The following is a 23,462-nucleotide window of genomic DNA, read 5'->3' as shown; positions in this document are numbered from 1 at the left end:
GCCGCAGCCCGTGGATATGTGATTAAGCGGCGGCGCGCATCCGTCCGGCGAGGCCGAGCAGCACGTCGATCGCGAGGAACACCAGCAGGCTCAGCCCGACCAACGGGACGAACCAGCCGACCACCAGCGCGGCGGCCACCAGCGGGACGACCAGCCACAGCGAGGTCTTGCGTAAGGCCCCGCGCCGCGGCGCCCGGCCCAGCGCGAACCGCCCCGCGTCGCGGGTCGGCCTCCTGCGCCACCACATCAGATAGCCGCGCACGATCACGGTGATCAGGCCGATCATCGCCGCGAGCAGCAACAACTGATTGAGCAGCCCGAACATCAAGCCCATGTGGAACTGGATGCCCCAGTTGGTGAGCTTGGCCATCAGCGGCCAGTCGGCGTAGGGCAGACGATCGGTGACCGCGCCGGTCGCGCCGTCGACGGCCACGGAATCGACGGTGTAGACGCCCGGCATCCGGCGTTCCTTCACCGCGAACGCTCGGCCCGGCGCGGCCGGGACGGCGATCTCGGCCGCCTGTGTGATGCCTTCGGCGCGTGCGGTCGCGTACACCCGATCCAGCTGGGCGATCCGATCGGCCGGGTCGGCGGGCGCGTGCTCGGTGTGACCGCCGCCGTGGTGATCGGAACCCGAATCATGGCTCGGCGCGACGGCACCGGGCAATGCGGTGCTGACCGCCGGTGTGGTCCAGCTGAGCTGCTCGCGCAAGTCGGTGATGTTCTCACCCGCGTGGGTCGACCAGGTCATGCCGGTCGCCGACAGCAGCAGCGCCAGGGGAAGCACCCACATCCCGACCGCACCGTGCCAGTTCAGGGTGCGGCCTCGCGCACGCTGCGACCGATCGGCCGCCAGCAGCCAGCCCCAGCCGTTGCGGGTCCGGCGGCTGCGCACCCGGCGCACCCAGATGACCAGCCCGGCCAGCCCGACGATCCACAGCCAGGACGCGGCGAGCTCACTGTAGAGCCGGCCCGGTTCGCCCAGGTGCAGGTCCCGGTGCAGCCGATCGATCCAGGTGCGCATCGGCAGCGCACCCGAGCTGCCGTACACGACGGAATCGCCCACCGGCTGCGCGGTATACGGGTCGACGAACACCGCGCGCCGCTCGGATTCGCCCAGCGAGGGGTCGTTGAACAGCACCCGGGTGGTGTCCCGCGCGCCCGCGGCGGGGGCGACGGCGGCCAGCGGCAGGTCCGGCCGGGTGGCGACGGCCGCGCCGACCTGCTCCGACAGCGGCTTCGGCGTTCCGGTCTCGGTGACCGTCAGCAGGTCACGCGACACGATCGACTCGAGCGTCGGCGATATCGCGTAGAGCGCGCCGGTGACGGCGGCGATGAGGATGAACGGCCCGACGAACACACCCGCGTAGAAGTGCAGGCGCATGGCCGGCGCGTACAGGCTGTTACGCGCGGTGGCCCTGCGCGGGCCGGAGGAATCCGACGGCGCCGATAAGTCGGCGTCGGAAATGGTTTCTGTTGTACTCACGATCGTTTCGTTTCTGACGGCGGAACCCGGTCGGGGCGCGCACCACCCTTCGATAGCCATGGGCACGGGGTCGCCACGGCGAGAGCGCATACATCGAACGCGCTCGTCGCGGATACGACTGTTCCGACGGCGGGACACGCGCTCCTTCGAGGGAGCCCGATCGCACCGCCGCAGGCGGAGGGATGGATTCGCGACCCGGGACGACACGTCGCGTTCGCGCGCTCAGCGTGGGCACGAGGGTGCGAGGCGACGCGGTGCCGCACGAAAGACCGTGACGATGAGCAACACTCACGCCACGCGTGCACCGGGTGTGGAAAGAATCAGCGAACGACCGCGAATGGCGGAGCACGTGTGCGCAGCGCCTCGGCCGCGAACACACGAAGGACGACCCGGTCGCGATGGACCGTCCGCAAAGGAGCGCGGCCCGCGACGATCGGCGAAGTGTGGCGCACCGGCAGCACGCGGCGCAGCACCGCGGTCGCGATCCGGTACGCGGCCTCCGCGCCCCGGATGACGATGGCCGCCGCGAATGCCGCGCACACGTGCGCGGCGAGCATGGCCGGAGTCAGCTGGGCATCACCGTGATGCAGGTGCCCCGAGTCGAGCCCCATGGTGAAGTGCCCGAGCAGCTGCCCGGCGACCAGCGCCGCGACCAGCCCGGACGACGTCTCGCGCAGCGGGGCCAGGCCCGCCACCATCGCGCCGATCACGGCGGACGCGGCGGCGAGCAGGGCCAGCGCGGTGGTGCCCGGCAGCATGCCGCCGGAAGCCCAGCCGTGCGCCGCGACGGAAATGGCCCCCGAGATCGCACCGGCCGAGCCACCGCGCACCCGCGCGACGGCGCCGCGACGTCCCGCGGCAGACCGGTCGAACTCGTAACTCACCCGCTGATGATAGCGGACCGATTGCACGCGTCCGACCGCATCGGCACGCACCGAAATCCGGTGCGACATGCGGCTGCAACTGGGCCTACTTCGGCCCGCGAGGCTGGCGGCCCGCGCACCGCCGAGCAGACCGTGGACGCGCGCCGCTCAGCCCGCGTCGACCTCCATCTCGATCAGCGGCTTGCGCAGCAGCTTGCCGGTCGCGTTGCGGGGCAGTTCGTCGAGGAAGATCACCTCGCGCGGGACCTTGTAGCGAGCGAGATTCGCCTTGACGTAGTCCTTGATCTCCTGCGGGTCGCGCTTGCACTCGGGACCCGGGACGACGAACGCGCGCAGCCGCTTGCCGAACTCCCGATCGTCCACGCCGACCACGGCGGCCTCGAAGATGTCGTCGCGCCCGGCGATCAGGTTCTCCACCTCGAGCGGGAAGACGTTCTCGCCGCCGGAGACGATCATGTCGTCGTCGCGGCCGTCGATGTAGAGCAGGCCGTCGGCGTCGAAGTGCCCGACGTCGCCGCTGGACATCATGCCGTCCACCATCTCCTTGGTGCGGCCGTCGGTGTAGCCGGTGAAGGCGAAGCCGTTGTCCACGAAGATGGTTCCGGTCACGTTCGGCTCGGTGATCGGCTTGCGGTCGGCGTCGAGCAGCACGATCCTGATGCCGACCGGAGGCTTGCCCGCGGTGGTGGGCGCCTTGCGCAGGTCCTCCGGCGTCGCGACGGTCATCACGGCGCACTCGGTGGAGCCGTAGAGGTTGTAGAGGCTGTCGTTGAAGTGGTCCAGCGTGCGGGTCACCACGTCGGGCGCGATGGCCGAGCCCGCCGCGAAGATCACCTTGATGCTGCTGACGTCGTACTTCGCCAGCACGTCCGCGTCCAGGTCGAGGATGCGTTGCAGCATGGTCGGGACCACCACCAGCGAATCCGCCCGGTACTTCTCGATATTCGCCAGGGTCTGCTCGGGATCGAAGCGGCGCTGCTGGAAGACCACCCGGTTGCCCAGCGCGAGGCCGAGAGTGAACTGGGACAGACCGGTGCCGTGGAAGATCGGCGCCGCCATGATCATGGTGCCGTCGGCGGGCAGCGGCACCCGGTCGATGAATTGGGCCGAGGCGAACGGGCTGACCCGGTCGCGCGGGGCGCCTTTCGGGGTGCCGGTGGTGCCGCTGGTGAGGATGACGATGCCGCCGGGCTTGGCCGGGGCGGGCAGCGCCGCGCCGGACTGACCGCTGATCAGCGAATCGATGGTCGGGATCGCGGGATCGGCGCCGTCCTTCTCGTCCACCCAGGTGAGGATGCGCGGGATCGCGGCGGGAATGGCGCTCATCAGATCGATGAACTCGCTGTCGTGCAGCACCGCCTTGACGTTCTCGCGCTCGGCCACGTCGGCGAACTGCGGCTTGGCGAAACCGGTGTTCATCAGCACCCCGCGCACGCCGAGCTTGCCGGTGGCCAGCAGGCTCAGCACCATGCCGCGGTGGTCGCGCGCCAGGATCGCCACCACGTCACCGGGATTGATGCCTTTGGCCTGCAACCCGCGGGCCAGGGCGTTGGACTGCTCGTTGAGCTGGCCGAAGGTCAGCTCCCCGCGTTCGTCGACGATCGCGACGGCGTGCGGCCTGGTCTGCGCGGCGTGCATGACGACACCGGCGAACGGACCGAACTTCAAGATGTTGAACGCCGACCGTGCGGCATGGTCGGGGCGCAGCGGATTGAACAGCCGCCGCTTGACCATCACGTTCACGCCAAGGGCCAGATCGCCCGCCTTGCGGGCGGCGCCGCCCAACGCGGGGAGGGAAAGAGACATCGACGACAACCTTCCGGCGGTGGCACCCGGTGATCCTCCGGGTGGTGCGGACCGCAATTCGATATACCCAGTGCTGGTGCTAACACTAGCAAGCGTGTGTAACCGGTTGTGTCACGTATCTCATCGGGTTGATACCCGCTGGTAACGGGCCGGGCGCGGTGGCCCGGCCCGCTGTCGGTCAGGCCTTGACCTCGTACTCCACCAGCACGCGGCGCAGCAGCTTGCCGGTCGCGTTGCGCGGCAGGTCGTCGAGGAACACCACCTCGCGCGGCACCTTGTAGCGCGCCAGGTTGTTCTTCACGTACGCCTTGATCTCCTCACCGTCGGGCGATGAGCCGGGCTCGGGAACGACGAAGGCGCGCAGGCGCTTGCCGAACTCCACGTCGTCCACCCCGACCACCGCGACGTCGAAGATGTCGGGCCGTTCCAGCAGCAGGTTCTCCACCTCCTGCGGGAAGACGTTCTCGCCGCCGGAGACGATCATGTCGTCGTCGCGGCCGTCCACCATGAGCAGACCGTTCTCGTCGAAATGGCCCACATCGCCGCTGGACATGTAGCCGTCGATGATCTGCTTGTGCCTGCCGTCGGTGTAGCCCTCGAACGGCGCGCCGCTGCGGATGAAGATGCGCCCCGTGGTGTTGACGGCGGTGACGCGCTGGTCGTTGTCGTCGTAGAGCCGCACCTCGCAGGTGATCGGCGCCCGCCCGACGGTGCCGGGCGCGAGCGCGAGGTCCTCCGGATTGGCCACGGTCGCCACGGCGCATTCGGTGGAGCCGTAGAGGTTGTACAGCACCGGGCCGAACGCCTCGGTGGCCTTGATGGTCAGTTCCGGCGACAGCGCCGAGCCGGCCAGCACGATCGCCTTCAGCGAGGAGGTGTCGTACTCGGCCCGGATCGCCGGATCGAGTTCGACCATCCGGTGCAGCATCGTCGGCACCGCCACCAGCATGTCGGCCTGGTGCTCGGCGACCAGGGCGAGCGTCGCCTCGGCGTCGAACCGCCTGCGCACCACCACCTTGTTCGACAGCGCCGCGCCGACCAGCCAGGTGGCCAGGCCGGTGCTGTGGAAGATCGGCGAGACGATCACCTGGGTGCCGCGCCGGGGGAACGGGATGCGGTCGACCATCTGCGCCGTGGACAGCGGAGTCACCTTGGTGCGCGGGGCGCCCTTCGGCAGGCCGGTGGTGCCGCTGGTCAGGATGATGAAGCCGCCGGGCTTGCTCGGCGCAGGCAGCGGCTCGGTGGAGTTGGCCGCGACCAAGTCGTCGAGCGTCTGCGCGCCCTCGGGCAGGGCGGTGCCCTCGTCGACCCAGGTGAGGTAGCGCGGCAAGTCGGCGGGCAGCGCGTCGAGCAGGCCCAGGAACTCGCTGTCGTGCAGCACCGCCTTGACCTTCTCGCGGACGCACACCTCGGCGAACTGCGGCTTGGCGAACCCGGTGTTCATCAACGCGACCCGCACGCCGAGCTTGCCCGCGGCGGCCATGGCGATGATCAGCCCGCGGTGATCGCGCGCGAGCAGGCCGATCACCTGGCCTTCGGTGATGCCCGCCGCCTGCAGGCCGCGCGCGACGGCCGTCGACCGGTCGTCCAGTTCCCGGTAGGTCAGCGTGCCTGCCTCGTCCACGATGCCCGGCGCGTCCGGGGCCACCCGCGCGGAGTGCCGGATCAGCGTCGCCTGGGGGCCGAGGATGCGCGATTCCCGCATCGTGCGCAGCGTCTCCAGCGGCTTCTTCGGGTCGGTGACACCCCGGCTCCGCAGCACCCCTAGCGCCTTCACGGCCTCCAGCGTGTGGGCCAAGTTCATGTCGAATTACCTCCACAAAACCCTCGCGTCGGTCCTCGACCTAGCGAACCGGTACGGCGTGTTGACTTGCCACCGTAGCAGTGCGGAGTGTGACAGGTCACAATAGAAACGGACAAATCCGTCTCGGTTCGGTGGCTTCCGTCCCAGCTGGGAACGGCCGTCGGACCGATTTCGCCCTTTTCGCCCGCCGTTACCGGCCGGTAGCGCTACCCTCGCAACGTCTCGAGACCGCTCGAAGGGAGCCGCGGCCGATGTCCGATCCGCAGGACCGTGCACCATTCATCGACATTCCCGGCGATCTGCCCGGCATCCGGGGTCTGTTCGCCTTCAAGCCCGAAACCGGAATGGCGCTCAGCGAATTCGCGCAGACGCTGTTGCGCGGGTCGTCGCCGCTGACGCCGGGAGAGCGCGAAACCATCGCCGCGTACGTGTCCTCGCGCAACCAGACCTATTTCTGCACCCAGTCGCACGCGGCGACCGCGGCGGCGCTGGTGGACGGCGGCCGCGAACTGGTCGACGCGGTCATCGAGGACGTGGACTCCGCCGCGATCGATCCGAAACTGCGCGCGTTGCTGCGTATCGCCGACAAGGTGCGCCGGTCCGGGCTGGAGGTGACGCCGGAGGACATCGAGAACGCGCGCGCCGCGGGCGCGAAGGACGAGGACATCCACGACGCGGTCCTGGTCGCCTCGGCGTTCTGCATGTTCAACCGCTATGTGGACGGCCTGGCGACGGTCGCGCCACGGGAGCGGGCGACCTACGAGCAGATCGGCGGCATGCTCGCCACCGCGGGATACGTGGCCGCCGCGACGCCGCCGGAATCAGCGGCGAGCGCTGGCCAGGGCGACCAGTAGCGGCACCACCCTGGCGGCGGGCACCTCGAATCGCCCGCGCCCTGCGGTGTGCAGCCAGCCCACCGCGGCCAGTTGCCGCAAATGCCGGTAGATCTGGCCGGAGTCGCCGACACCGTCGACTCCGGCCAGTTCGGCCGCGGTTCGCCGCCCGCCCATGATCTCGCGCAGCAGGCGCAGCCGGACCGGGCTGCCCAGCGCGGCAAGGCATTCCGCCGTCTCGGCCCAGTCGTCCTCGATGAGGTCGCCGGTGGTGAACCGGGCCTGCCACTCGCGCTGCTGATCGTTGGGCAGACGCACGGACCCGGCGAACACGACGCCGCCGTCGGGTTCGTCGGCCGCGGCGAACTCCTCCCGCAAACGAGCCACCGCCCACTGCTCGGCCCCCGGTGGGAGGCCATCGGGCCGGATGCTTTCCTCCAGCGCGCTGAGCCGCCGCTCCAGTTCGGCGACCCGGTCTTCCAGACTCACGAACCCAAAAGCTACGGAAGGACCCACCTTCCGACAAACCGAAGGCTCCGGCTCCCGTGGCGGCGGGAGCCGGAGCCGCGGCGCTCAGTTGTAGACGGCGCCGAACGACGGAACCGAGATCGTGCCCAGCCGGTAGGCGTACCCGTCCGGGTTCTGGTCGCTGACCGGCACCGACCAGCGGTGCCACAGCGAGCCGTACACCGCGGCGACCACCGGGCCCGCGCCGGTGTCCAAGGCGCGGGTGCGGATGGTGGTGTCCACCGGAACGTCGTTGTGTTCGTAGAGCAATTCGGTGCCGCTGCGTCCGTTCGCGAGATTGATCCACAGCGCCTCGAGCTTCGCGCCGCCCTGGTTCGGCGAGATGGTGCCGGGTCCGCCGAAGAATCCGATGCGGAATCCGTCCATGCCGAGCGCGATTCCCGATCCGTACACGCCCGGGCCCTCGCCGCGGCCGATGTCCGACTGCGCGGGGATCTGGAACGGCTGCGCGGGCAAGGCCACCTGGCCCGCCTTCGCCAGCTGTCCGGAGGCGATCAGCCGGTCCACCGCCCGCTCCGCCGCCGGATTGCCGGATGCGGCGGCTCGCAGCTGCTGTGCGGCGGCGGACCAATCCACCCCGGCGGGTTCGGCGGCGGCATGTCCGGCGAACGGCGCTGCGAACACCGCCGAGGCGGCGATGGCGGTAGCGAGGCGACGCGTAAAACTCAGTCGTTGCATAACCAGTTCTCCTTGAGGTTTTCTGGTACTGCTCGAGTGAAGATACGTCCGCTGATTCGTCGATCCAGCGACTCAGGGCGATACGCTGCCTCGGCGGGGGTGCGCCTGTCCAGGGATGAACGCCGATTGGCGTGATCGTGTCATTGACCCATCGACGCAGCCACAGGGTCGTCGACGGTGGCTGCAGTTCCGAAAAAACCGTTCCGTTTGATCTGGGTAGGCGTAGTGTGGAGTCTCGAGGTGACCGCCGAATTCACGGCGGCGGCGATCGTGTCTTCGCGGTACGCCACCCAGTCGGGTGCCATCGATCGCGAGTGAGCGGAGAACCCCGGAATGTATCGAAGTAACCGACCGTCATCTGACCTGTTCAGCCATCGCAGTGAGCCGGTGGAGACCGGCGCGCCCGCGCCCGGTGCGGTCCATCTGCCCGTCTTCAGCGACGCCGTCACCGCAACGCCCGCCATGGCGACCGACGAAACGACGCAGGCCGCCGACGGGTGACCGATGAAGCCGGCCGCCACCGCATGGGATCTCGGTTACGCCGCGGGCTGGCGGCTGGTGCGCGCCATGCCGGAACCGCTGGCCGTCCGTCTCTTCGACGTGGGAGCCGAACGCGCGGCTCGCGATGGTGGGCCGAATCAGTTGCGCCGCAACCTGTCCCGGGTGCTGGGCACCACGCCGGACGAGGTGCCGCAGCCGCTGATCCTGGCGAGCCTGCGCTCCTATGCCCGGTACTGGCGCGAAGCCTTCCGGTTGCCGACGATGGACCCGATCCGCTTGGCCGACATCATCGAATCCTCGGCGACCGGGCTCGAACACATCCACCACGCGGTCGAACGCGGCACCGGCGCGGTGCTCGCCCTGCCGCACAGCGGTAATTGGGACCTGGCGGGAGTCTGGGTGGTGCAGCGCGTCGGCTCACCGACCGTCGTCGCGGAGCGGCTCGCGCCGGAATCGCTGTTCCGGCGCTTCGTCCGTTTCCGCGAACGCCTGGGATTCGAGATCATCCCGCTCACCGGTTCGGCGACGCCGCCGTTCCCGCAGTTGACCGCGCGGATCCGGCAGGGGCGGATAGTCGGATTGCTCGGGGAACGCGACTTGTCCGGCAGGGGCGTACCGGTCACCTTCTTCGGTGAGGAGGCTCGGCTGCCTGCCGGGCCCGCTCGGTTGGCGATCGACACCGGCGCGCCACTGCTGCCCGTGCACTGCTGGTTCAGCCCCGGCGGCTGGGGATTCCGGGTGGATCCACCTCTCGACACCAGCGGCGGAGTGCGCGCGACCACCCAGGCGCTGGCCGACCGCTTCGCCGCGGGCATCGCCGCCCACCCCGCCGACTGGCACATGCTCCAGCCCCTCTGGACGGCCGACGTCACCGCCGCCCGGCTCGCTCGCCGAAACGCTTGAACCGCCCTCAATCGCCGGGCAGCCCCCACGCGAATCCAGCGGCTATCACGAAACAACTGACGATCGAAATGAGAACGATGCTCCACATGGGGGCGAAGAGTACGGAAGCCGCGGGCCGAAATCCATAGCTACGCCTGACCGAAAGTGTTCGCCGGCACGCCGATTGCCTACCGACGGCCCGGAGAACGAGAAATCCGGTGCGAGTCCGAGAAGCTCGCACCGGATTTCGTCGCCGACACCTCTAGCGCGGCGTCACTTCAGCTCGGCGCTGGTCTTGCCCAGAATGCGCCGCGCCACGATCAGCTGCTGGATCTGCTGGGTGCCTTCGAAGATGTCGAGGATCTTCGAGTCGCGGCCCCACTTCTCCAGCAGGGTGCGCTGGGAGTAACCGATGGCGCCGGCCAGTTCGACCGCCTTCAAGGTGACGTCGGTGCCGGTGCGGCCCGCCTTCGCCTTGGACATGGACGCCTCGAGCGAGTTGGGCTTCTTGTTGTCGGCCATCCACGCGGCGCGCAGCGCGAGCAGGTAGGCGGCCTCGTAATCGGCTTCCATCCGCAGGAATTCGGCGGCGGCGGCGTGCTGGTTGTTGACGGGGGTGTCGTAGGAGATCTCCACGCCCGCCGCGGTCAGGATCGAGCGCAGCTCTTCCAGCGCGGCGCGGGCCACGCCGATCGCCATAGCGGCGACCAGTGGACGGGTGTTGTCGAAGGTCTGCATGACCCCGGCGAAACCCTTCTCTACGTTGACTTCCGGGCTGCCGAGGATGTTGTCCTTCGGGATCCGGCAGTCCTGCAACAGCAGCACGGCGGTGTCGGAGGCCTTGATGCCGAGCTTGTGCTCGAGCCGCGCCACCGAAAGGCCGGGAGCGTCACGCGGCACGACGAACGACTTGATCGCCGCGCGGCCGAGGCTCTTGTCCACCGTCGCCCACACCACGATGTGGGTCGAGCGCTGGCCCGCGGTGACGAAGATCTTCTCGCCGTTGAGCACCCACTCGTCGCCGTCGAGCACGGCGGTGGTGGACACGGCGGCGGAGTCGGAGCCGAAGGACGGCTCGGTGATCGCCATCGAGGCCCACACCTTGCCGAAACGCTTCAGCTGCTCGTCGGTGGCGACCGCGGCGATGGCCGCGTTGCCCAGACCCTGGTAGGGGATCGACAGCATCAGGCCGACGTCGCCCCAGGAGGTCTCCAGCGCGTTCAGCAGCGCGGACATGTTGCCGCCGTTGGTGTTACCGAGCAGCTCGGTGGCGTGGCGGTCGCTGTCGCTGTCATCGGAGCGGCCACCGGCGGCGCCGCCGATCTTCTGGGTGCCGGAGTCGGCCAGGCCCTCGACCATGGCGGCCATGGTGTCCAGCTCGACGGGGTACTCGTGCTCGGCGAGGTCGTACTTGCGCGAGATCGGGCGGAAGATCTCCTGCGCGACCTGGTGCGCCTGGTTCGCGCTTGCCCGCAGCTTCTTGGGGAGTTCGAGATTGATCATTGGTGAAGGTCTCCTGGAAAACGGAACGGGCCGGTCAGATCAGCACGACACCCTCGGCGACGCCGATGGCCCGCAGATCGCGGTACCAGCGCTCGACCGGGTGTTCCTTGGTGAAGCCGTGGCCGCCGAGCAGCTGCACGCCGTCGAGGCCGATCTGCATGCCCTTGTCGGTGGCGAGCTTGCGGGCCAGCGCCGCCTCGCGGCCGAAGGACAGGCCCTGCTCCGCGCGGGACGCGCCGCGCAGGGTGACCAGCCGCAGGCCGTCGAGTTCGATCGCGATGTTGGCGACCATGAAGGCCACCGCCTGGCGGTGCGAGATCGGCTCGCCGAACGCCTCGCGCTCGTTGACGTACGGGATCACGTAGTCCAGCACGGCGCGGCCGGTGCCCGCGGCGAGCGAAGCCCAGCCGAGGCGGGCCAGGCGCACGGCGTCGGCGTACTCCTCGGCGCGGCTGGCGGCGTCGCCGTCACCCAGGATGGCGTCGGCCCCGACCGCGACGTTGTCCAGTATCAGCCTGCCCAGGCCCGCGGCGCGCAGCCCCATGCTCGGGTCGGCCTCCACCACCAGGCCGGGCGCGTCCGACTCGACGATGAACAGCGCGGGACGGCCGTCGAGTTCGGCGGCGATCAGGAACAGCTCGGCGTCGGCCGCGGCGGGCACCAGGCTCTTCACGCCCGAGATGCGGTAGCCGCTCGGCGAGCGCACCGCCTTGGTGTCCAGGGCGAACGGGTCGAACAGGGCGCGCGGCTCGCTGATCACCACCGAGGCCTGCGGCACGTTCTCCCCGGTGAAGGAGGGCAGGTAGGTCTTCTGCTGCGCGTCGCTGCCCCACTGGGCGAGCGCCACCGCGACGCCGCTGGGCGCCAGGATCGGCAGGGCAAGGCCCATGTCGCCGTGCGCAAGGGCCTCGGCGACCAGGGAGTTGGTCACCGCGCCGCGCTCGGAGGCCGCACCCTCGAGTTCCTCGGGCACGTTGATCAGGGTGATGCCGAGTTCGGCCGCGCGCTCGAGCAGGTCGCGCGGCGCCTTGGCGGCGTTGTCGGCTTCGTAGGCGGCCGGGCGCAGGATCTCGGCGGCGAACTCCTTCACCGTCTCGACGATCATCTGCTGCTCGTCGGTCGGCGTCAGGTCGAAGAAGTCCTTGTTCTTCGCTTCGTTGGCGGCCAGGCGCTTGGGTGCGCCACCGCCCGCGACCTTGGCGAACGCGCGGGTCGCCGCGCCCAGCGTGCGGAAGCCGGTCTTGGTGCCCTCGTAGGTGACGCGCTCGATCGGCTTGCGCAGGTTGTATTTCTCGGCCAGTTCCGACCCGGTAATGGTCGTCATGACCCGCATCGCGGCGCCCATCCAATCCCGCTTGGGTTGGTTCAGGCCGACCGCGGACGTGTCTGGACGTCGCTTCGTTGCGCTGTCTCGAGTGCTCATCATCACCTGTTTTCTCGGAAGGGTTGATGCGGTCTTACCCCAGCTATCTTACTCCGGAGTAAGGCTATCTTACTGCGGAGTAAGAAGTGCGTCGAGCTGCAGCATACGCGGGTGATCCACGCCTTGCTGGACAAGTGCCCGAAGTTGCGTCCCGGGGCCGACCGCCTGCCTCATCCGGCCTCGTGCTATGCCGTGCAACGCGATGAGCTGCGCTTTCGGAACGTACGCGAACCTCTCGACCCGGATAGCCGGAATTACCGCCGCCGATTCGCCCCGCTCCAAGGCCATAGCGACGATCGATGCCGATTCGTTACCGGGGCGGCAGGTGTCGAAGCTCGTATGAGGTTGCGTCCTGTGGGAGCGAGCCGCGGAGCTTGTGCCGAACGTGACGGTGGTGAGACGCATGGCGGCGACAGGCGATGTCGACGAGGTAACCGACACGATTCGGCGTCCTGACATCGCGCTGTTCGAGTGCGTGCCGGCGGATGTGCGACCGATGCCCGCACGCCATCTGAAGATCGCCGTCGAGATCATCTCGCCCAGCCATGTCAAAACGGACCGGCTCGAGAAAATGGGCGAATACGCCGCTGCCGGAATCCCCTGGTACTGGCTGGTCAGCGTTTCGGACACCGAGGTGACCGCCATCGAGGCCTACGGCCTCGACCACAGCGTCGGCCACTACCGGCTCGCTCGCGTCCTGAAGCCGCAGACCGCGTTCGCCATCGATCTACCGATTCGCATCCAGCTCGACTGGGACCAGCTCACCGATCTCGTGCTGTGAAGGACCGCGCGACCGACGCCGCGCACGCGGGACTCGTCGCGGTGCGGCGCCGCCCACGATGGTCCCCGCGTGCACGAGTTCGGCAATATCCGTCCGGGCGGTGGCACAGGCGTCCACCGGCCCCGGATGATCACTCGCGTACGTAGTACCGCAGCGTCGCATAGGCCGTGATGGCCGCGAAGACGATGCCGACCGGGGCGATGACCAGCGCGGTCATCGCGATGTCGTCGCCGGTGATGCGCGGGAAGACCTTGCTGGCGAACAGGTCGCCGAGGGCGCGGTCGATCACCAGCGGCCGGGCGATGAGCAGGCCGAGCATCGCGAGCACCGAACCGGCCAGCGCGGCGACCACGGCCTCGAGCAGGAACGGCAACTGGGTGTACCAGCGGGTCGCGCCGACCAACCGCATGATGCCGACCTCGGTGCGCCGGGTGAACGCGGCGATCTGCACCATGTTCGCGATCAGCATCACCGCGGCCAGCGCTTGCAGCACGGCCAGGCCGAACGCCGCGTTGCGCAACCCGTCGAACAGGCTGACCAGCCGGTCCACGATGTCCTTGTCGTTGCGCACCATGCCGACGCCGGGGCGGTCGTAGAACTTCTCGTAGATCGTCGGGTAGAGCTCCGCGTTCTCCATCTTGACCCGCAGCGACGCGGGCAACGGCGTCTCGCTGACGTACTTGGCCAGCTCGGGCTGATCCTTGAAGGTCTTCTCCTTGGCCTCGCGGATCGCTTCCTCCCGGTTGAGGAACTGCACCGACTCCACACCGCCGGTGGCTTTCAGATCCGCCATCAGCGTGCGGCACGGATCCAGCGAGCAGTCCGGGTCGTTGGCCGAGACGTCCTCGGTGAGATACAGCCGCACCTCGAGCCGGTCCAGGAAGTACTGCTCGGTCTTGTCCGCGATGCGCACCGCGAGCAGGCCGCCACCGAGCATGGTGAGCGAGACCGCGGTGGTCAGGATCATCGCGATGGTCATCGTGACGTTGCGGCGCAGGCCCGCGAAGACCTCGCCGAACAGGAAACTCGCGCGCATTACCGGCCCACCCCGTACACGCCGGTCGCCTCGTCGCGCACCAGGCGGCCGTGGTCGAGCTCGACCACCCGCCTGCGCATCGCGTCGACGATGTGATTGTCGTGGGTGGCCATCACCACCGTGGTGCCGATGCGGTTGATCCGCTCCAGCAGCAGCATGATGTCGGCGCTGGTGTCGGGATCGAGGTTGCCGGTCGGTTCGTCGGCCAGCAGCACCAGCGGCCGATTCACGAAGGCCCGCGCGATCGCGACACGTTGCTGTTCACCACCGGAGAGCTCGGTCGGCAGCCGGTCGGCCTTGCCGCCGAGCCCCACCATGTCGAGCACCTCGGGCACCGTGCGGTCGATGAACTGACGCCGCTTGCCGATGACCTCCAGCGCGAACGCGACGTTCTGGTACACGGTCTTCTGCTGCAGCAGCCGGAAGTCCTGGAAGACGCACCCGATCCGCTGGCGCAATTTGGGCACCTTGCGGCCGGGTAAGCGGTCCACCCGGAAATCGGCCACTCTGATCTCGCCCGCCGTCGGCGTCTCCTCCTTCAGCAGCAGGCGCATGAAGGTCGACTTGCCCGAGCCGGACGGTCCGATGATGAAGACGAACTCGCCCTTGCCCACATCGACGGTGATGTTGTCCAGCGCGGGTCGCGTCGAGGTCTTGTACGACTTGGTCACGTTCCGCATGGTTATCACGGGGAGCCAGTGTAACCAGCAACCACTCGCGGCCTGCGTTGTCAACCGTGGGTGACAGTGCGGCGGCCGGTCCGTCCCGCTCGGCTCAGCGGTCGGACGAGTCGGTGAACACCGCGGCGGGCACCGCGTTGACCAGGGTGGCCGGAGCGGTGGTCGTCTCGTCGGGTTTCACGAATACGTACAGCACGAACGTGGCGACCCAGGTTGCTATCAGGATCGCCGTGGATCTACGTGGTCTCACTGATTCCCTCCCGGCGCAGCGCTGCGGCTACTCGTACCCGCAGCTCGCGTCCGACGTCGAACTGTTTGCCCGGCAACGTCCGAGCAACCATTCGGATGTTCATCTGGTCGACGGTCAGGTCTTCCACACCCATGACGGTGGGCTCGTCGAGCAGCAACGGCTTCAGGCGAGCGTCCTCGTACGCCTTCGTACCCACCTCGTGCAGGATCTCGTTGACCCTGGTGATGTCGGCGCTGGCGGCCACCGGCACGTCGATCGCGGCGCGCGCCCAATCCTTCGACAGGTTCGTGACCTTCACGATCTGGCCGTTGGGCACCGTGATCACTTCACCGTCGGCGTTGCGCAGCGTGGTGATCCGCAGCGTGACGTCCTCGACCGTACCCTCCGCCTGCTCCGCGGCGCCGGTCACCGCGATGCGGACCACATCGCCGAATCCGTACTGCCGCTCGGTGATCAGGAAGAATCCGGCGAGGATGTCCTGCACGATGCGCTGCGCGCCGAAACCGAGCGCGGCGCCGAGCACCGCGGCGGGCGCGACCAACCCGGTGACGGCGAAGCCGAGCCGCCGCAGCACCTCCATGGTGATCAGCACGTAGACGATGGTCAGCACCACCCAGGTGATCACCTGCGCCAGCGCGTGCCGGTGCTTGGCGGCCTCGGTGCGCACCAGCGCGTCGCTGCTGCGGAATCCGGCGTCGATCCTGCGGGTGACCCGATCCCGCACGTAGGTGGCGAACCGGCTGAACAGGATGGCGCCGAGGATGAGCAGCACGATCTCCAGGCCCGAACCGCGTAGCCACGTGGTGAAACCGGTGGAAGCGATCGCCTGGATGCCCGCGACATTCATCTAGCTGCCCTGCTCTCGCATCCGCCAGCGGATCCCCGACTCGATGAACCCGTCGATGTCGCCGTCGAGCACCGCCGACGGGTTGTTGACCTCGTAGTTCGTCCGCAGGTCCTTGACCATCTGATAGGGGTGCAGCACGTAGGAGCGCATCTGATTGCCCCAGGACGCGCCCTCGTTGGTCTTCAGCGCGTCCATCTCGGCGCGCTCTTCCTGCCGTTTGCGCTCCAGCAGCTTGGCCTGCAGCACGCGCATCGCCGAGATCTTGTTCTGTAGCTGCGATTTCTCGTTCTGGCAGGTGACCACGATGCCGGTGGGCAGGTGGGTGATGCGGACCGCGGAGTCGGTGGTGTTGACGCTCTGACCGCCGGGGCCCGACGAGCGGTACACGTCGACGCGGATCTCCGTCTCCGGCACCTCGATGTGGTCGGTCGTCTCCACCACGGGCAGCACCTCGACCTCGGCGAAGGAGGTTTGGCGGCGGCCCTGGTTGTCGAACGGGCTGATCCGCACCAGCCGGTGCGTGCCCATCTCGACCGACAGCGTGCCGTAGGCATAGGGCGTCTTCACCGCGAAGGTGGCGCTCTTGATGCCCGCCTCCTCGGCATAGGAGGTGTCGTAGACCTCCACCGAGTAGTTGTGCCGGTCGGCCCAGCGGATGTACATGCGCATGAGCATCTCGGCCCAGTCGGCGGCGTCGACGCCACCGGCGCCGGAGCGGATGTTCACCAAGGCGTCGCGCTTGTCGTACTCGCCCGACAGCAGCGTGCGAACCTCCATCGCCTCCACGTCGCTGCGCAGCGCGGCGCGCTCGGCGTCGGCCTCGGCGAGCGCGTTGGTCTTGGCCTCGCCCTCTTCCTCTTCGGCCAGTTCGTACAGCACCGGCAGGTCGTCGAGCCGCTGGCGCAGCTCCTCCACCCGGCGCAACTCGCCCTGTGCGTGCGACAGCTCACTGGTGACCCGCTGGGCGTGGTCCTGGTCGTTCCACAGGTCGGGGTCGGCGGCCTGATGTTCGAGCTCGTCGATACGACGGCGCAGCTCGTCGATGTCGAGGACCGACTCGACCGTCTTGAGGGTGGCGTCGAGGTCGGCGAGATCAGCGGAAACGTCAGGATGCACGATCGTCAAGCCTAGCTGCCCCTCTCCGGCCGCAGCACACGAGTGCGCGCGGTGTGTGACCGGGAACGGCGTCGGCGTGGGCGGCCTGCGCCGCGCACCGGCCGGGCGAGCGGATCGCCGGGACGCGGAGCGCTCGCCGCCCACCGCGGGCCGGGTCGGTGCGCTGTGACGGACGCCTCATGGGTTTCCACCCTAAACCGCGACCGCGCTTGGCGCAGTTGGTGTTTGGAATTCGCGGCGGAGGCGCTGGTTCGTCCGCGTACGTGGACGCCGGTCGTGCCTGATCAGTCGTCTTGCCGGGCGGACGGATTCGCTGCGCGGCGGACAATGTGGCGAATTCCACTCCGTCGGCCGCGCAGCGACGCCGACGGGAGCCCTCGCGCTCTGCTCCGCGAACTGTGGCCGACCGGGCGCGAGTGGGACCGCCGCGCGCCCAGTCCGGTAGCTCTGCGGTGCCGGCACGCTGCGAGACAGGTGCTCGCGTCGAACTCGTCCAGTCGTCACCGGCTGGATCGTCATGCGCCGAACTGGCGATCACCGGAGGCCCCGTTGGTACCACTGCGCACGCAGTGATGTGATGCGCTCAGCCCGATACCGCGCGCAATCCGCCCGGGCGGCGTCCGGTGAGCGCGTCGAGGGCCGCGGCGGTGGCGTCGTCGGCCGGTAGGTAGACGATCACGCGCTGGTCGTCGTCGGCGGAGAGGTCGAGGAACTCGTAGGCCAAGCGCAGCGATCCGGCTTCGGGGTGAGCCAGCCGGGTGATGCCGGAGGCCGCGGCCAAGCTGGGCACGGTCTCGACCCGGTCGGCGAAAGCAGGGCCGACGGTGACGGTGAGTTCGTCGGCGAGCGCGGCGATGTGGGGGTCGGCGCGGAACGGTCCCTGTTTCAACGTGGCGACGGTCTCGTCGGCGACGTGCTCCCAGTCCGCGTAGACATCGCGGGCACTGGAGGCGCAGAAGACGAAACGCGCCAGGTTGGGTGGCGTATGGGGTTGGTCGAAGAGTCCGGTCGGCGCCATCAGCCGGTGGTAGGCGCCGGTGTGGGCCAGCACCTCGGTGAGACGGTTGACCACCACGGCGGGCGTCGGCTCGAGCCGGTCCAGGATCGCGCGCACCGTCGGCCGCACCTCGCGCAGCGGCTGCGCGTCGCCCATGCAGCTGAAGCCGCTGTCCACCGATTTGCTCAACCGATGCAGGTGCACGCGCTCGGCGGGGCTCAAACACAACGCGTCCGCCAGCGCGGACAGCACCGGGGGCGAGGGACGCCGGTCGCGGCCCTGCTCGAGGCGGGTGACGTACTCCACGCTCACACCGGCCAACGTGGCCAGCTCCGCCCGGCGCAAGCCGGGGGTGCGCCGCCGCACTCCGGTGGGCAGGCCGACTTGGGCGGGCGTCACCGCTTCGCGGCGGGTGCGCAGGAACAGCCCCAATTCGTTGTCGCTCACCTTACGAAGTTAACAAGGCGGAGTGCCCGGAGAGTATCCCTGCCACTACCACTCTTACGGCGGTCTCCCTGCGCCGCGCGCCCGGCAGCAGATTGAGATGGACGGCCCGGCCGGGCCGCTTGTGATCTCAGGAGGAAAGCATGTCCAACGCACCACTGAAGCTCGCGGTGATCATCGGCAGCGTTCGCGAGGGACGTTTCGGGCCGGTCGTGGCCAGGTGGTTCAGCGAGCAGGCGCGGCGGCACGGTTCGTTCGAGGTGGACGTCATCGACTTGGCCGACGCACGGATTCCGCTGGAACTGCCAGCGGTACCCCCGGCACTGGACCCGGACCTGCAGCGGCCGGAAGAGATGGCCGACCTGACCCGCAGGCTCTCGGCGGCCGACGCCTTCGTCATCGTCACTCCGGACTACAACCGCAGCATCCCCGCGTCCCTCAAAGCCGTCATCGACTGGCACTACACCCAGTGGGACGCGAAGGCGATCGGTTTCGTCGGCTACAGCGGAGCCTCCGGCGGCCTGCTCGCCATCGAGCACCTGCGGCAGATCTTCAACGAGCTCAACGCGCACACCGTGCGCAACTACGTGTCGTTCCCGCGCTACTACCTGCTCTTCGATGAAGACGGCCGGCTGAGGGAGCCGGAGGAGCCCGCGGCCGCCGCGACGGCGATGCTCGACCAACTGCACTGGTGGGCGACCGCGTTGGCCGCGGCGCGGTCGCTGGAAGCTGTGGGGTGAGGTCGGGATCGGCGCAGATCATCGTCGGCACGGTGACGGCGGGGCCGCGAGCCGTTGCCGACTGCGGCGGTGGGCGCGGTAGGGCGGCGCCGCCGGGTGCGAGGGGCACCGCCTCGGCGGCTGCGCGCGTGCTCGGCGGAACCGCAGCCCCGGTTCTTCCCGTATGAAGCTGTGGGAGCGCTGTGTTCCGTCGGCTCGGCAGTGGAGGCGGGGACGGGTGGGCCGGAGAGATGCCCGCGGTTTGCTTTCGGGCGCGGCGGACCGAAGAGGCAGTGACCAGGCGGGCCGATAGGGTGCGGGGCGTGGCTGTGTATTCCTCTGATCTCGAACTCGCCCTGCGGCTTGCCGATATCTCCGACGAGATCACGCGGGCTCGCTTCGGTGCGCTGGATCTGGTAGTCGACGCGAAACCGGATCTCACGCCGGTGTCGGACGCCGACCTGGCCGTCGAGCAGGCGATCCGGCAGGTGCTGTCCGAAGCCAGACCGGACGACGCCGTGCTGGGTGAGGAATTCGGTGGCGCCGCCGAATTCAGCGGCAGGCAATGGGTGGTCGATCCGATCGACGGCACGAAGAACTTCGTGCGCGGAGTGCCCGTGTGGGCGACTTTGATCGCGTTGCTGGAGGACGGCGCACCGGTCGTGGGCGTGGTGAGCGCGCCCGCCCTGGTACGGCGCTGGTGGGCGGCGGCGGGAGCTGGGGCGTGGTCGAGCTTCGAAGGGCGGGAACGGCGGATCTCGGTGTCGGCCGTCGGTGAGCTGAGCGCGGCCAGCCTGGCATTCTCCAGTCTGTCCGGGTGGCGTGATCGCGGCCTGCGCGAGCAGTTCATCGCCCTGACCGACGACGTCTGGCGTGTTCGCGGCTACGGCGACTTCCTCAATTACTGCCTGCTCGCCGAAGGCGCCGTTGACATCGCGACGGAACCGGAGGTGTCCCTGTGGGACCTCGCCGCCCTGGACATCCTCGTCCGTGAGGCGGGCGGCCGATTCTCCGCGCTGGACGGTACACCCGGTCCGCACGGCGGCGACGCCATCGCCACCAACGGTCTGCTGCACGACGAGGTTCTCGACCGCTTGCGCTGATCGCGGCCACGACGCGCTGCGCCGCGGGACCGAGCGCACGGAGATCGGTCGCCGGGGCCGAACCCGAGTGCGTCCGGTCGGCCGTGGGCAGGTTCGGAGCTATCCGGCCCGCCCCGGAGTCGCGGGCGTGAGGTCGATCCCGGCCGGAGGGCGCATGCGGCGCAGCGTGCCGTCCATGCTGGTGACGAACAACGCCCACGCGTCCCCGTCACGGTCGATGCGCACCGACGTGGCGCCGTCCGGCGGGTTGCGCACCGGAGCGGGCTTGATCAAACCCGTGATGATCGCGCAGGTGGCGCCCGTCGCGGTGTCCACCTGATAGACGGCGCCGAGCACGTGATCGGCCACGAACAGCGCACCCGCCTTGGTGGCTTCCATATCGTCGGGCAGCGCGACCAGGTCCGGAATGCCGGAGACGACGGTGGGGTGGGCCGGATCGTCCAGCCGGACGCGCAGGATCTGCAGCGTCATGGTGTCGACGTAGACCGATTCGCCGTCGGCGGCCAGCGCCAGGCCGTTGGCGGGCGGTAGCACCGACCAATCCCGCTCGTATTCGCTCGTCTGCGGCCAGTAGCGCGAGATCCCGTTCGGTCCGCCGAGACCGATCGTGGTGAACAGCAGGCTGCCGTCGGGTAGCAACAGCAGGCCGTTGGGCCCGTTCAACCCGGTGAGCAGGACGCTGACGGCGCCGGTCTCGGTGTCGTAGCGCTGCAGCGTGCCCGGCGGTTCGCTGAGCCCGTCCCCGGTGAGGAAGTAGACATAGCGCCCCGCGACGCGCACGCCCGCCGGGCGGTACAGGTCCGTGACCAGCTTCTCCATCCGGCCGGCCCGGTCGACGTGCGCCAGGTAGCCGTCCATCAGACCGGTGACGTAGAAGCCGCCTCGCCCGTCGGAATCGAGATTCTCCAGATTGCCGGCCCCTTCGACCACGGTCGTGATCTCCCAGCCGTCGGAGCACCGGGCGGGGAATGTCTCCGCCCGCGCCGCCGGTATCGCCGCGGTGACCCCGGCGGCGACGGCGACGGCGCCGAACACCGCCGCGCGCGCCCGGCCTATCCCTTTTGCCATGAGCGACAACATAACAGCGCCGGGCCACGCCGGCGGGCCGGCGAACGCCGCTCGAAGGGAAGAAACGCGAGGTCGGCGAGCCGTGCCGGGAAATCCCGATCCGAGTTGTCCACATGTGGACAACTCGGCGGCCGAGCAGGGCGAACGCCGAACCGCGCGGGTACCGTCCCGCTGGTGCGCTCGTAGGATGGGCCGGGTGAATCCCCCCGATGTCTTCGCTGCTGTAGCGACCGAAGTCGCGTCCGGATCGGACGCCGGATCCGTTGCGGCGCAAGAGGTTCTACGCCGAGTCTTCGGTTACGACAGCTTCCGCGGCGACCAGCAGGCGATCGTGCGCCACGTGATCGACGGCGGCGACGCGCTGGTGCTCATGCCGACCGGCGGCGGCAAGTCGCTGTGCTATCAGATCCCCGCTCTGGTTCGCCCCGGTGTCGGTGTGGTCATCTCCCCGCTGATCGCGCTCATGCAGGACCAGGTGGACGCGCTCAGCGCGCTCGGCGTGCGCGCGGGCTTCCTCAACTCCACCCAGTACCCCGACGAGCGCAGGACCGTCGAAGCGCAGTTCGTCGCGGGCGAACTGGATCTGCTGTACCTGGCCCCGGAACGGTTGCGCCTCGACTCCACCGCGCAACTGCTCGATCGCGGCAAGGTGGCGCTGTTCGCCATCGACGAGGCGCACTGCGTCTCCCAGTGGGGTCACGACTTCCGGCCCGACTACCTCGGCCTTTCGGTGCTGCACGAGCGATGGCCGGACGTCCCGCGGATCGCGTTGACCGCGACCGCCACCGAGAAGACCCGCGACGAGATCATCCAGCGCCTCGACCTCGGCTCGGCCCGCCGGTTCGTGTCCAGCTTCGACCGCCCCAACATCCAGTACCGGATCGAGCCGAAGAACCGTCCCGAGCGTCAGCTGCTGGAATTCATCCGCGCCGAGCACGCGGGCGACGCGGGCATCGTCTACTGCCTCTCGCGCAACTCGGTGGAGAAGACCGCGGCGTTCCTCACCGAGAACGGCGTCACCGCGGTGCCCTACCACGCGGGCCTGGACCATCGCACCCGCGCGGAGAACCAGGCGCGTTTCCTCCGCGAAGACGGGCTGGTCGTCGTGGCGACCATCGCCTTCGGCATGGGCATCGACAAGCCCGACGTGCGCTTCGTCGCCCATCTCGACCTACCGAAGTCCGTCGAGGGCTATTACCAGGAGACCGGCCGCGCCGGCCGCGACGGTCTGCCCTCCACGGCGTGGATGGTGTACGGCCTGAGCGATGTGGTGCAGCAGCGCAAATTGATCGACTCCTCCGACGGCGACGCCGCCCACCGCCGCCAGCTCCAATTGCACCTGGACGCGATGCTCGCGCTGTGCGAGACGGTCGGCTGCCGGCGCACGCAACTGCTCGCCTACTTCGGCGAGCCCGGTCTGCCCTGCGGCAACTGCGACACCTGCCTGTCGCCACCCCAATCCTGGGACGGCACGGTGGCCGCGCAGAAGCTGCTGTCCACCGTGCTGCGGCTGAAGCGCGAACGGGGCCAGAGCTTCGGCGCGGGCCACATCGTGGACATCCTGCTCGGTAAGAGAAGTCCCAAGGTCCTGCAATACGACCATCACGAGCTGAAGGTGTTCGGCGTCGGCACCGACCTGCGTGACACGGAGTGGCGCGGTGTGGTGCGGCAACTGCTGGCCCATGGGCTGCTTGCCGTCCACGGCGACTACGGCGTGCTCACGCTCACCGAGGCCAGCGGCGAGGTGCTGTTCGAAGGGCGGCAGGTACCGCTGCGCCGCGAGCCGGAGCGCCAGGCCAAGCCCGCCCGGTCCGTGAAAGCCGCCAAGGCCGCCTCCGTCGATTTGACGCCCACCGACCTGCCGCTGTTCGAGAAGTTGCGCGAATGGCGCGCGGCCACCGCGAAGGAACAGGGCGTGCCCGCCTACGTCGTCTTCCACGACGCCACCTTGCGCGAGATCGCGGCGCGCAAGCCGGCGAGCCTCGCCCAGCTCGGCGGCGTCAGCGGTGTCGGCGAGAACAAGCTGGCGAAATACGGCGAACAGGTGCTCGAGGTGCTCGCCGCCGGATGAACCGCTACCCTCACGCGGCATA

At 69.1% G+C, this 23,462-nt stretch carries 22 protein-coding genes; 7 read left to right on the top strand and 15 right to left on the bottom strand.

What is annotated here, in order from left to right:
* Nucleotides 1-22: 22 nt before the first annotated feature.
* The 4 genes from ACH49X_RS06755 to ACH49X_RS06740 all read right to left on the bottom strand — a co-directional run bounded on the left by ACH49X_RS06755 (nucleotide 23) and on the right by ACH49X_RS06740 (nucleotide 5,980).
* Nucleotides 23-1,486 carry a PepSY domain-containing protein gene (locus tag ACH49X_RS06755; RefSeq protein ID WP_357108261.1) on the bottom strand — a complete coding sequence of 488 codons (1,464 nt, stop codon included), beginning with the start codon at nucleotides 1,484-1,486 and terminating at the stop codon, nucleotides 23-25.
* Nucleotides 1,487-1,806: 320 nt separating this feature from the next.
* The gene (locus ACH49X_RS06750; RefSeq protein ID WP_323124173.1) at nucleotides 1,807-2,370 is read right to left on the bottom strand and encodes a hypothetical protein; all 564 of its coding nucleotides are present in this window, start codon (nucleotides 2,368-2,370) and stop codon (nucleotides 1,807-1,809) included.
* Nucleotides 2,371-2,517: 147 nt separating this feature from the next.
* Nucleotides 2,518-4,176 carry an acyl-CoA synthetase gene (locus tag ACH49X_RS06745; RefSeq protein ID WP_195078451.1) on the bottom strand — a complete coding sequence of 553 codons (1,659 nt, stop codon included), beginning with the start codon at nucleotides 4,174-4,176 and terminating at the stop codon, nucleotides 2,518-2,520.
* A gap of 178 nt (nucleotides 4,177-4,354) precedes the next feature.
* A complete protein-coding gene (locus ACH49X_RS06740; protein ID WP_195078452.1) occupies nucleotides 4,355-5,980 on the bottom strand; it encodes an acyl-CoA synthetase in 1,626 nt (541 codons plus the stop codon).
* Between the two features lie 251 nt (nucleotides 5,981-6,231).
* Here ACH49X_RS06740 and ACH49X_RS06735 point away from each other — a divergent pair, with 251 nt between their 5' ends.
* Nucleotides 6,232-6,834, top strand: coding sequence for a carboxymuconolactone decarboxylase family protein (locus ACH49X_RS06735; RefSeq protein WP_195078453.1), 603 nt, complete (start codon nucleotides 6,232-6,234; stop codon nucleotides 6,832-6,834).
* On the opposite strand, the gene ACH49X_RS06730 is transcribed toward ACH49X_RS06735, so the two are convergent.
* Nucleotides 6,802-7,302 (bottom strand): helix-turn-helix transcriptional regulator, encoded by a 501-nt coding sequence (locus ACH49X_RS06730; protein WP_195078454.1) that lies wholly within the window; start codon nucleotides 7,300-7,302, stop codon nucleotides 6,802-6,804. The two genes, ACH49X_RS06735 and ACH49X_RS06730, sit on opposite strands and share 33 nt — an antisense overlap.
* A gap of 84 nt (nucleotides 7,303-7,386) precedes the next feature.
* Nucleotides 7,387-8,019 (bottom strand): hypothetical protein, encoded by a 633-nt coding sequence (locus tag ACH49X_RS06725; protein WP_195078455.1) that lies wholly within the window; start codon nucleotides 8,017-8,019, stop codon nucleotides 7,387-7,389.
* Between the two features lie 333 nt (nucleotides 8,020-8,352).
* On the opposite strand from ACH49X_RS06725, the gene ACH49X_RS06720 reads away from it, so the two are divergent.
* Nucleotides 8,353-8,520 (top strand): hypothetical protein, encoded by a 168-nt coding sequence (locus ACH49X_RS06720; protein ID WP_195078456.1) that lies wholly within the window; start codon nucleotides 8,353-8,355, stop codon nucleotides 8,518-8,520.
* A gap of 3 nt (nucleotides 8,521-8,523) precedes the next feature.
* A complete protein-coding gene (locus ACH49X_RS06715) occupies nucleotides 8,524-9,423 on the top strand; it encodes a phosphatidylinositol mannoside acyltransferase (RefSeq protein WP_195078457.1) in 900 nt (299 codons plus the stop codon).
* A gap of 252 nt (nucleotides 9,424-9,675) precedes the next feature.
* On the opposite strand, the gene ACH49X_RS06710 is transcribed toward ACH49X_RS06715, so the two are convergent.
* A complete protein-coding gene (locus ACH49X_RS06710; RefSeq protein WP_357208130.1) occupies nucleotides 9,676-10,905 on the bottom strand; it encodes an acyl-CoA dehydrogenase family protein in 1,230 nt (409 codons plus the stop codon).
* Nucleotides 10,906-10,939: 34 nt separating this feature from the next.
* Nucleotides 10,940-12,334, bottom strand: a complete 1,395-nt coding sequence (locus ACH49X_RS06705; protein WP_397069045.1) for an acyl-CoA dehydrogenase family protein — start codon at nucleotides 12,332-12,334, stop codon at nucleotides 10,940-10,942.
* A gap of 370 nt (nucleotides 12,335-12,704) precedes the next feature.
* On the opposite strand from ACH49X_RS06705, the gene ACH49X_RS06700 reads away from it, so the two are divergent.
* Nucleotides 12,705-13,109, top strand: coding sequence for a Uma2 family endonuclease (locus tag ACH49X_RS06700; protein WP_357208132.1), 405 nt, complete (start codon nucleotides 12,705-12,707; stop codon nucleotides 13,107-13,109).
* A gap of 130 nt (nucleotides 13,110-13,239) precedes the next feature.
* Here ACH49X_RS06700 and ftsX read toward each other — a convergent pair whose 3' ends face one another.
* The 6 genes from ftsX to ACH49X_RS06670 form a co-directional block, all read right to left on the bottom strand.
* Nucleotides 13,240-14,145 carry a permease-like cell division protein FtsX gene (gene ftsX, locus ACH49X_RS06695; protein ID WP_195078461.1) on the bottom strand — a complete coding sequence of 302 codons (906 nt, stop codon included), beginning with the start codon at nucleotides 14,143-14,145 and terminating at the stop codon, nucleotides 13,240-13,242.
* Nucleotides 14,145-14,834 (bottom strand): cell division ATP-binding protein FtsE, encoded by a 690-nt coding sequence (gene ftsE / locus ACH49X_RS06690; protein ID WP_195078462.1) that lies wholly within the window; start codon nucleotides 14,832-14,834, stop codon nucleotides 14,145-14,147. Before ftsE ends, ftsX begins: the two co-directional genes overlap by 1 nt.
* Before the next feature lie 85 nt (nucleotides 14,835-14,919).
* Nucleotides 14,920-15,075 carry a hypothetical protein gene (locus ACH49X_RS06685; RefSeq protein WP_195078463.1) on the bottom strand — a complete coding sequence of 52 codons (156 nt, stop codon included), beginning with the start codon at nucleotides 15,073-15,075 and terminating at the stop codon, nucleotides 14,920-14,922.
* The gene (locus tag ACH49X_RS06680; RefSeq protein ID WP_195078464.1) at nucleotides 15,062-15,922 is read right to left on the bottom strand and encodes a mechanosensitive ion channel family protein; all 861 of its coding nucleotides are present in this window, start codon (nucleotides 15,920-15,922) and stop codon (nucleotides 15,062-15,064) included. The genes ACH49X_RS06685 and ACH49X_RS06680 overlap by 14 nt, the downstream gene beginning before the upstream one ends.
* Nucleotides 15,923-17,038 (bottom strand): peptide chain release factor 2, encoded by a 1,116-nt coding sequence (gene prfB, locus ACH49X_RS06675; protein WP_195078465.1) that lies wholly within the window; start codon nucleotides 17,036-17,038, stop codon nucleotides 15,923-15,925.
* Between the two features lie 583 nt (nucleotides 17,039-17,621).
* Nucleotides 17,622-18,482 (bottom strand): helix-turn-helix transcriptional regulator, encoded by an 861-nt coding sequence (locus tag ACH49X_RS06670; RefSeq protein WP_357208134.1) that lies wholly within the window; start codon nucleotides 18,480-18,482, stop codon nucleotides 17,622-17,624.
* 140 nt (nucleotides 18,483-18,622) lie between these two features.
* On the opposite strand from ACH49X_RS06670, the gene ACH49X_RS06665 reads away from it, so the two are divergent.
* Both ACH49X_RS06665 and hisN read left to right on the top strand, forming a co-directional pair.
* On the top strand, nucleotides 18,623-19,219 hold the full coding sequence (locus ACH49X_RS06665; RefSeq protein WP_195078467.1) for an NADPH-dependent FMN reductase: 597 nt from the start codon (nucleotides 18,623-18,625) through the stop codon (nucleotides 19,217-19,219).
* Between the two features lie 302 nt (nucleotides 19,220-19,521).
* Nucleotides 19,522-20,301 (top strand): histidinol-phosphatase, encoded by a 780-nt coding sequence (gene hisN, locus ACH49X_RS06660; RefSeq protein ID WP_323124175.1) that lies wholly within the window; start codon nucleotides 19,522-19,524, stop codon nucleotides 20,299-20,301.
* A 99-nt stretch (nucleotides 20,302-20,400) separates the two neighbouring features.
* On the opposite strand, the gene ACH49X_RS06655 is transcribed toward hisN, so the two are convergent.
* On the bottom strand, nucleotides 20,401-21,369 hold the full coding sequence (locus tag ACH49X_RS06655) for a hypothetical protein (RefSeq protein ID WP_357208136.1): 969 nt from the start codon (nucleotides 21,367-21,369) through the stop codon (nucleotides 20,401-20,403).
* 196 nt (nucleotides 21,370-21,565) lie between these two features.
* Between ACH49X_RS06655 and recQ the strand changes: the two genes are divergently transcribed.
* Nucleotides 21,566-23,440 carry a DNA helicase RecQ gene (recQ, locus tag ACH49X_RS06650; protein WP_357208138.1) on the top strand — a complete coding sequence of 625 codons (1,875 nt, stop codon included), beginning with the start codon at nucleotides 21,566-21,568 and terminating at the stop codon, nucleotides 23,438-23,440.
* The last annotated feature ends 22 nt before the right edge of the window (nucleotides 23,441-23,462 follow it).

It is taken from the genome of Nocardia sp. NPDC019323, assembly GCF_044389845.1.
GTDB lineage: Bacteria > Actinomycetota > Actinomycetes > Mycobacteriales > Mycobacteriaceae > Nocardia > Nocardia implantans.
Note: the sequence above shows the minus strand (reverse complement) of the source record. Positions and strands in the feature narration are given on the sequence as shown.

Bases quoted from the DNA above. Each gene is read 5' to 3' on its own strand.
- ACH49X_RS06665 (WP_195078467.1), top strand. From the start codon at position 18,623: ATGTCCAACGCACCACTGAAGCTCGCGGTGATCATCGGCAGCGTTCGC.
- ACH49X_RS06710 (WP_357208130.1), bottom strand. From the start codon at position 10,905: ATGATCAATCTCGAACTCCCCAAGAAGCTGCGGGCAAGCGCGAACCAG.
- ACH49X_RS06655 (WP_357208136.1), bottom strand. From the start codon at position 21,369: ATGGCAAAAGGGATAGGCCGGGCGCGCGCGGCGGTGTTCGGCGCCGTC.
- ACH49X_RS06745 (WP_195078451.1), bottom strand. From the start codon at position 4,176: ATGTCTCTTTCCCTCCCCGCGTTGGGCGGCGCCGCCCGCAAGGCGGGC.
- ACH49X_RS06715 (WP_195078457.1), top strand. From the start codon at position 8,524: ATGAAGCCGGCCGCCACCGCATGGGATCTCGGTTACGCCGCGGGCTGG.
- ACH49X_RS06725 (WP_195078455.1), bottom strand. From the start codon at position 8,019: ATGCAACGACTGAGTTTTACGCGTCGCCTCGCTACCGCCATCGCCGCC.
- ACH49X_RS06740 (WP_195078452.1), bottom strand. From the start codon at position 5,980: ATGAACTTGGCCCACACGCTGGAGGCCGTGAAGGCGCTAGGGGTGCTG.
- ftsX (WP_195078461.1), bottom strand. From the start codon at position 14,145: ATGCGCGCGAGTTTCCTGTTCGGCGAGGTCTTCGCGGGCCTGCGCCGC.
- ACH49X_RS06720 (WP_195078456.1), top strand. From the start codon at position 8,353: ATGTATCGAAGTAACCGACCGTCATCTGACCTGTTCAGCCATCGCAGT.
- ACH49X_RS06680 (WP_195078464.1), bottom strand. From the start codon at position 15,922: ATGAATGTCGCGGGCATCCAGGCGATCGCTTCCACCGGTTTCACCACG.
- ACH49X_RS06735 (WP_195078453.1), top strand. From the start codon at position 6,232: ATGTCCGATCCGCAGGACCGTGCACCATTCATCGACATTCCCGGCGAT.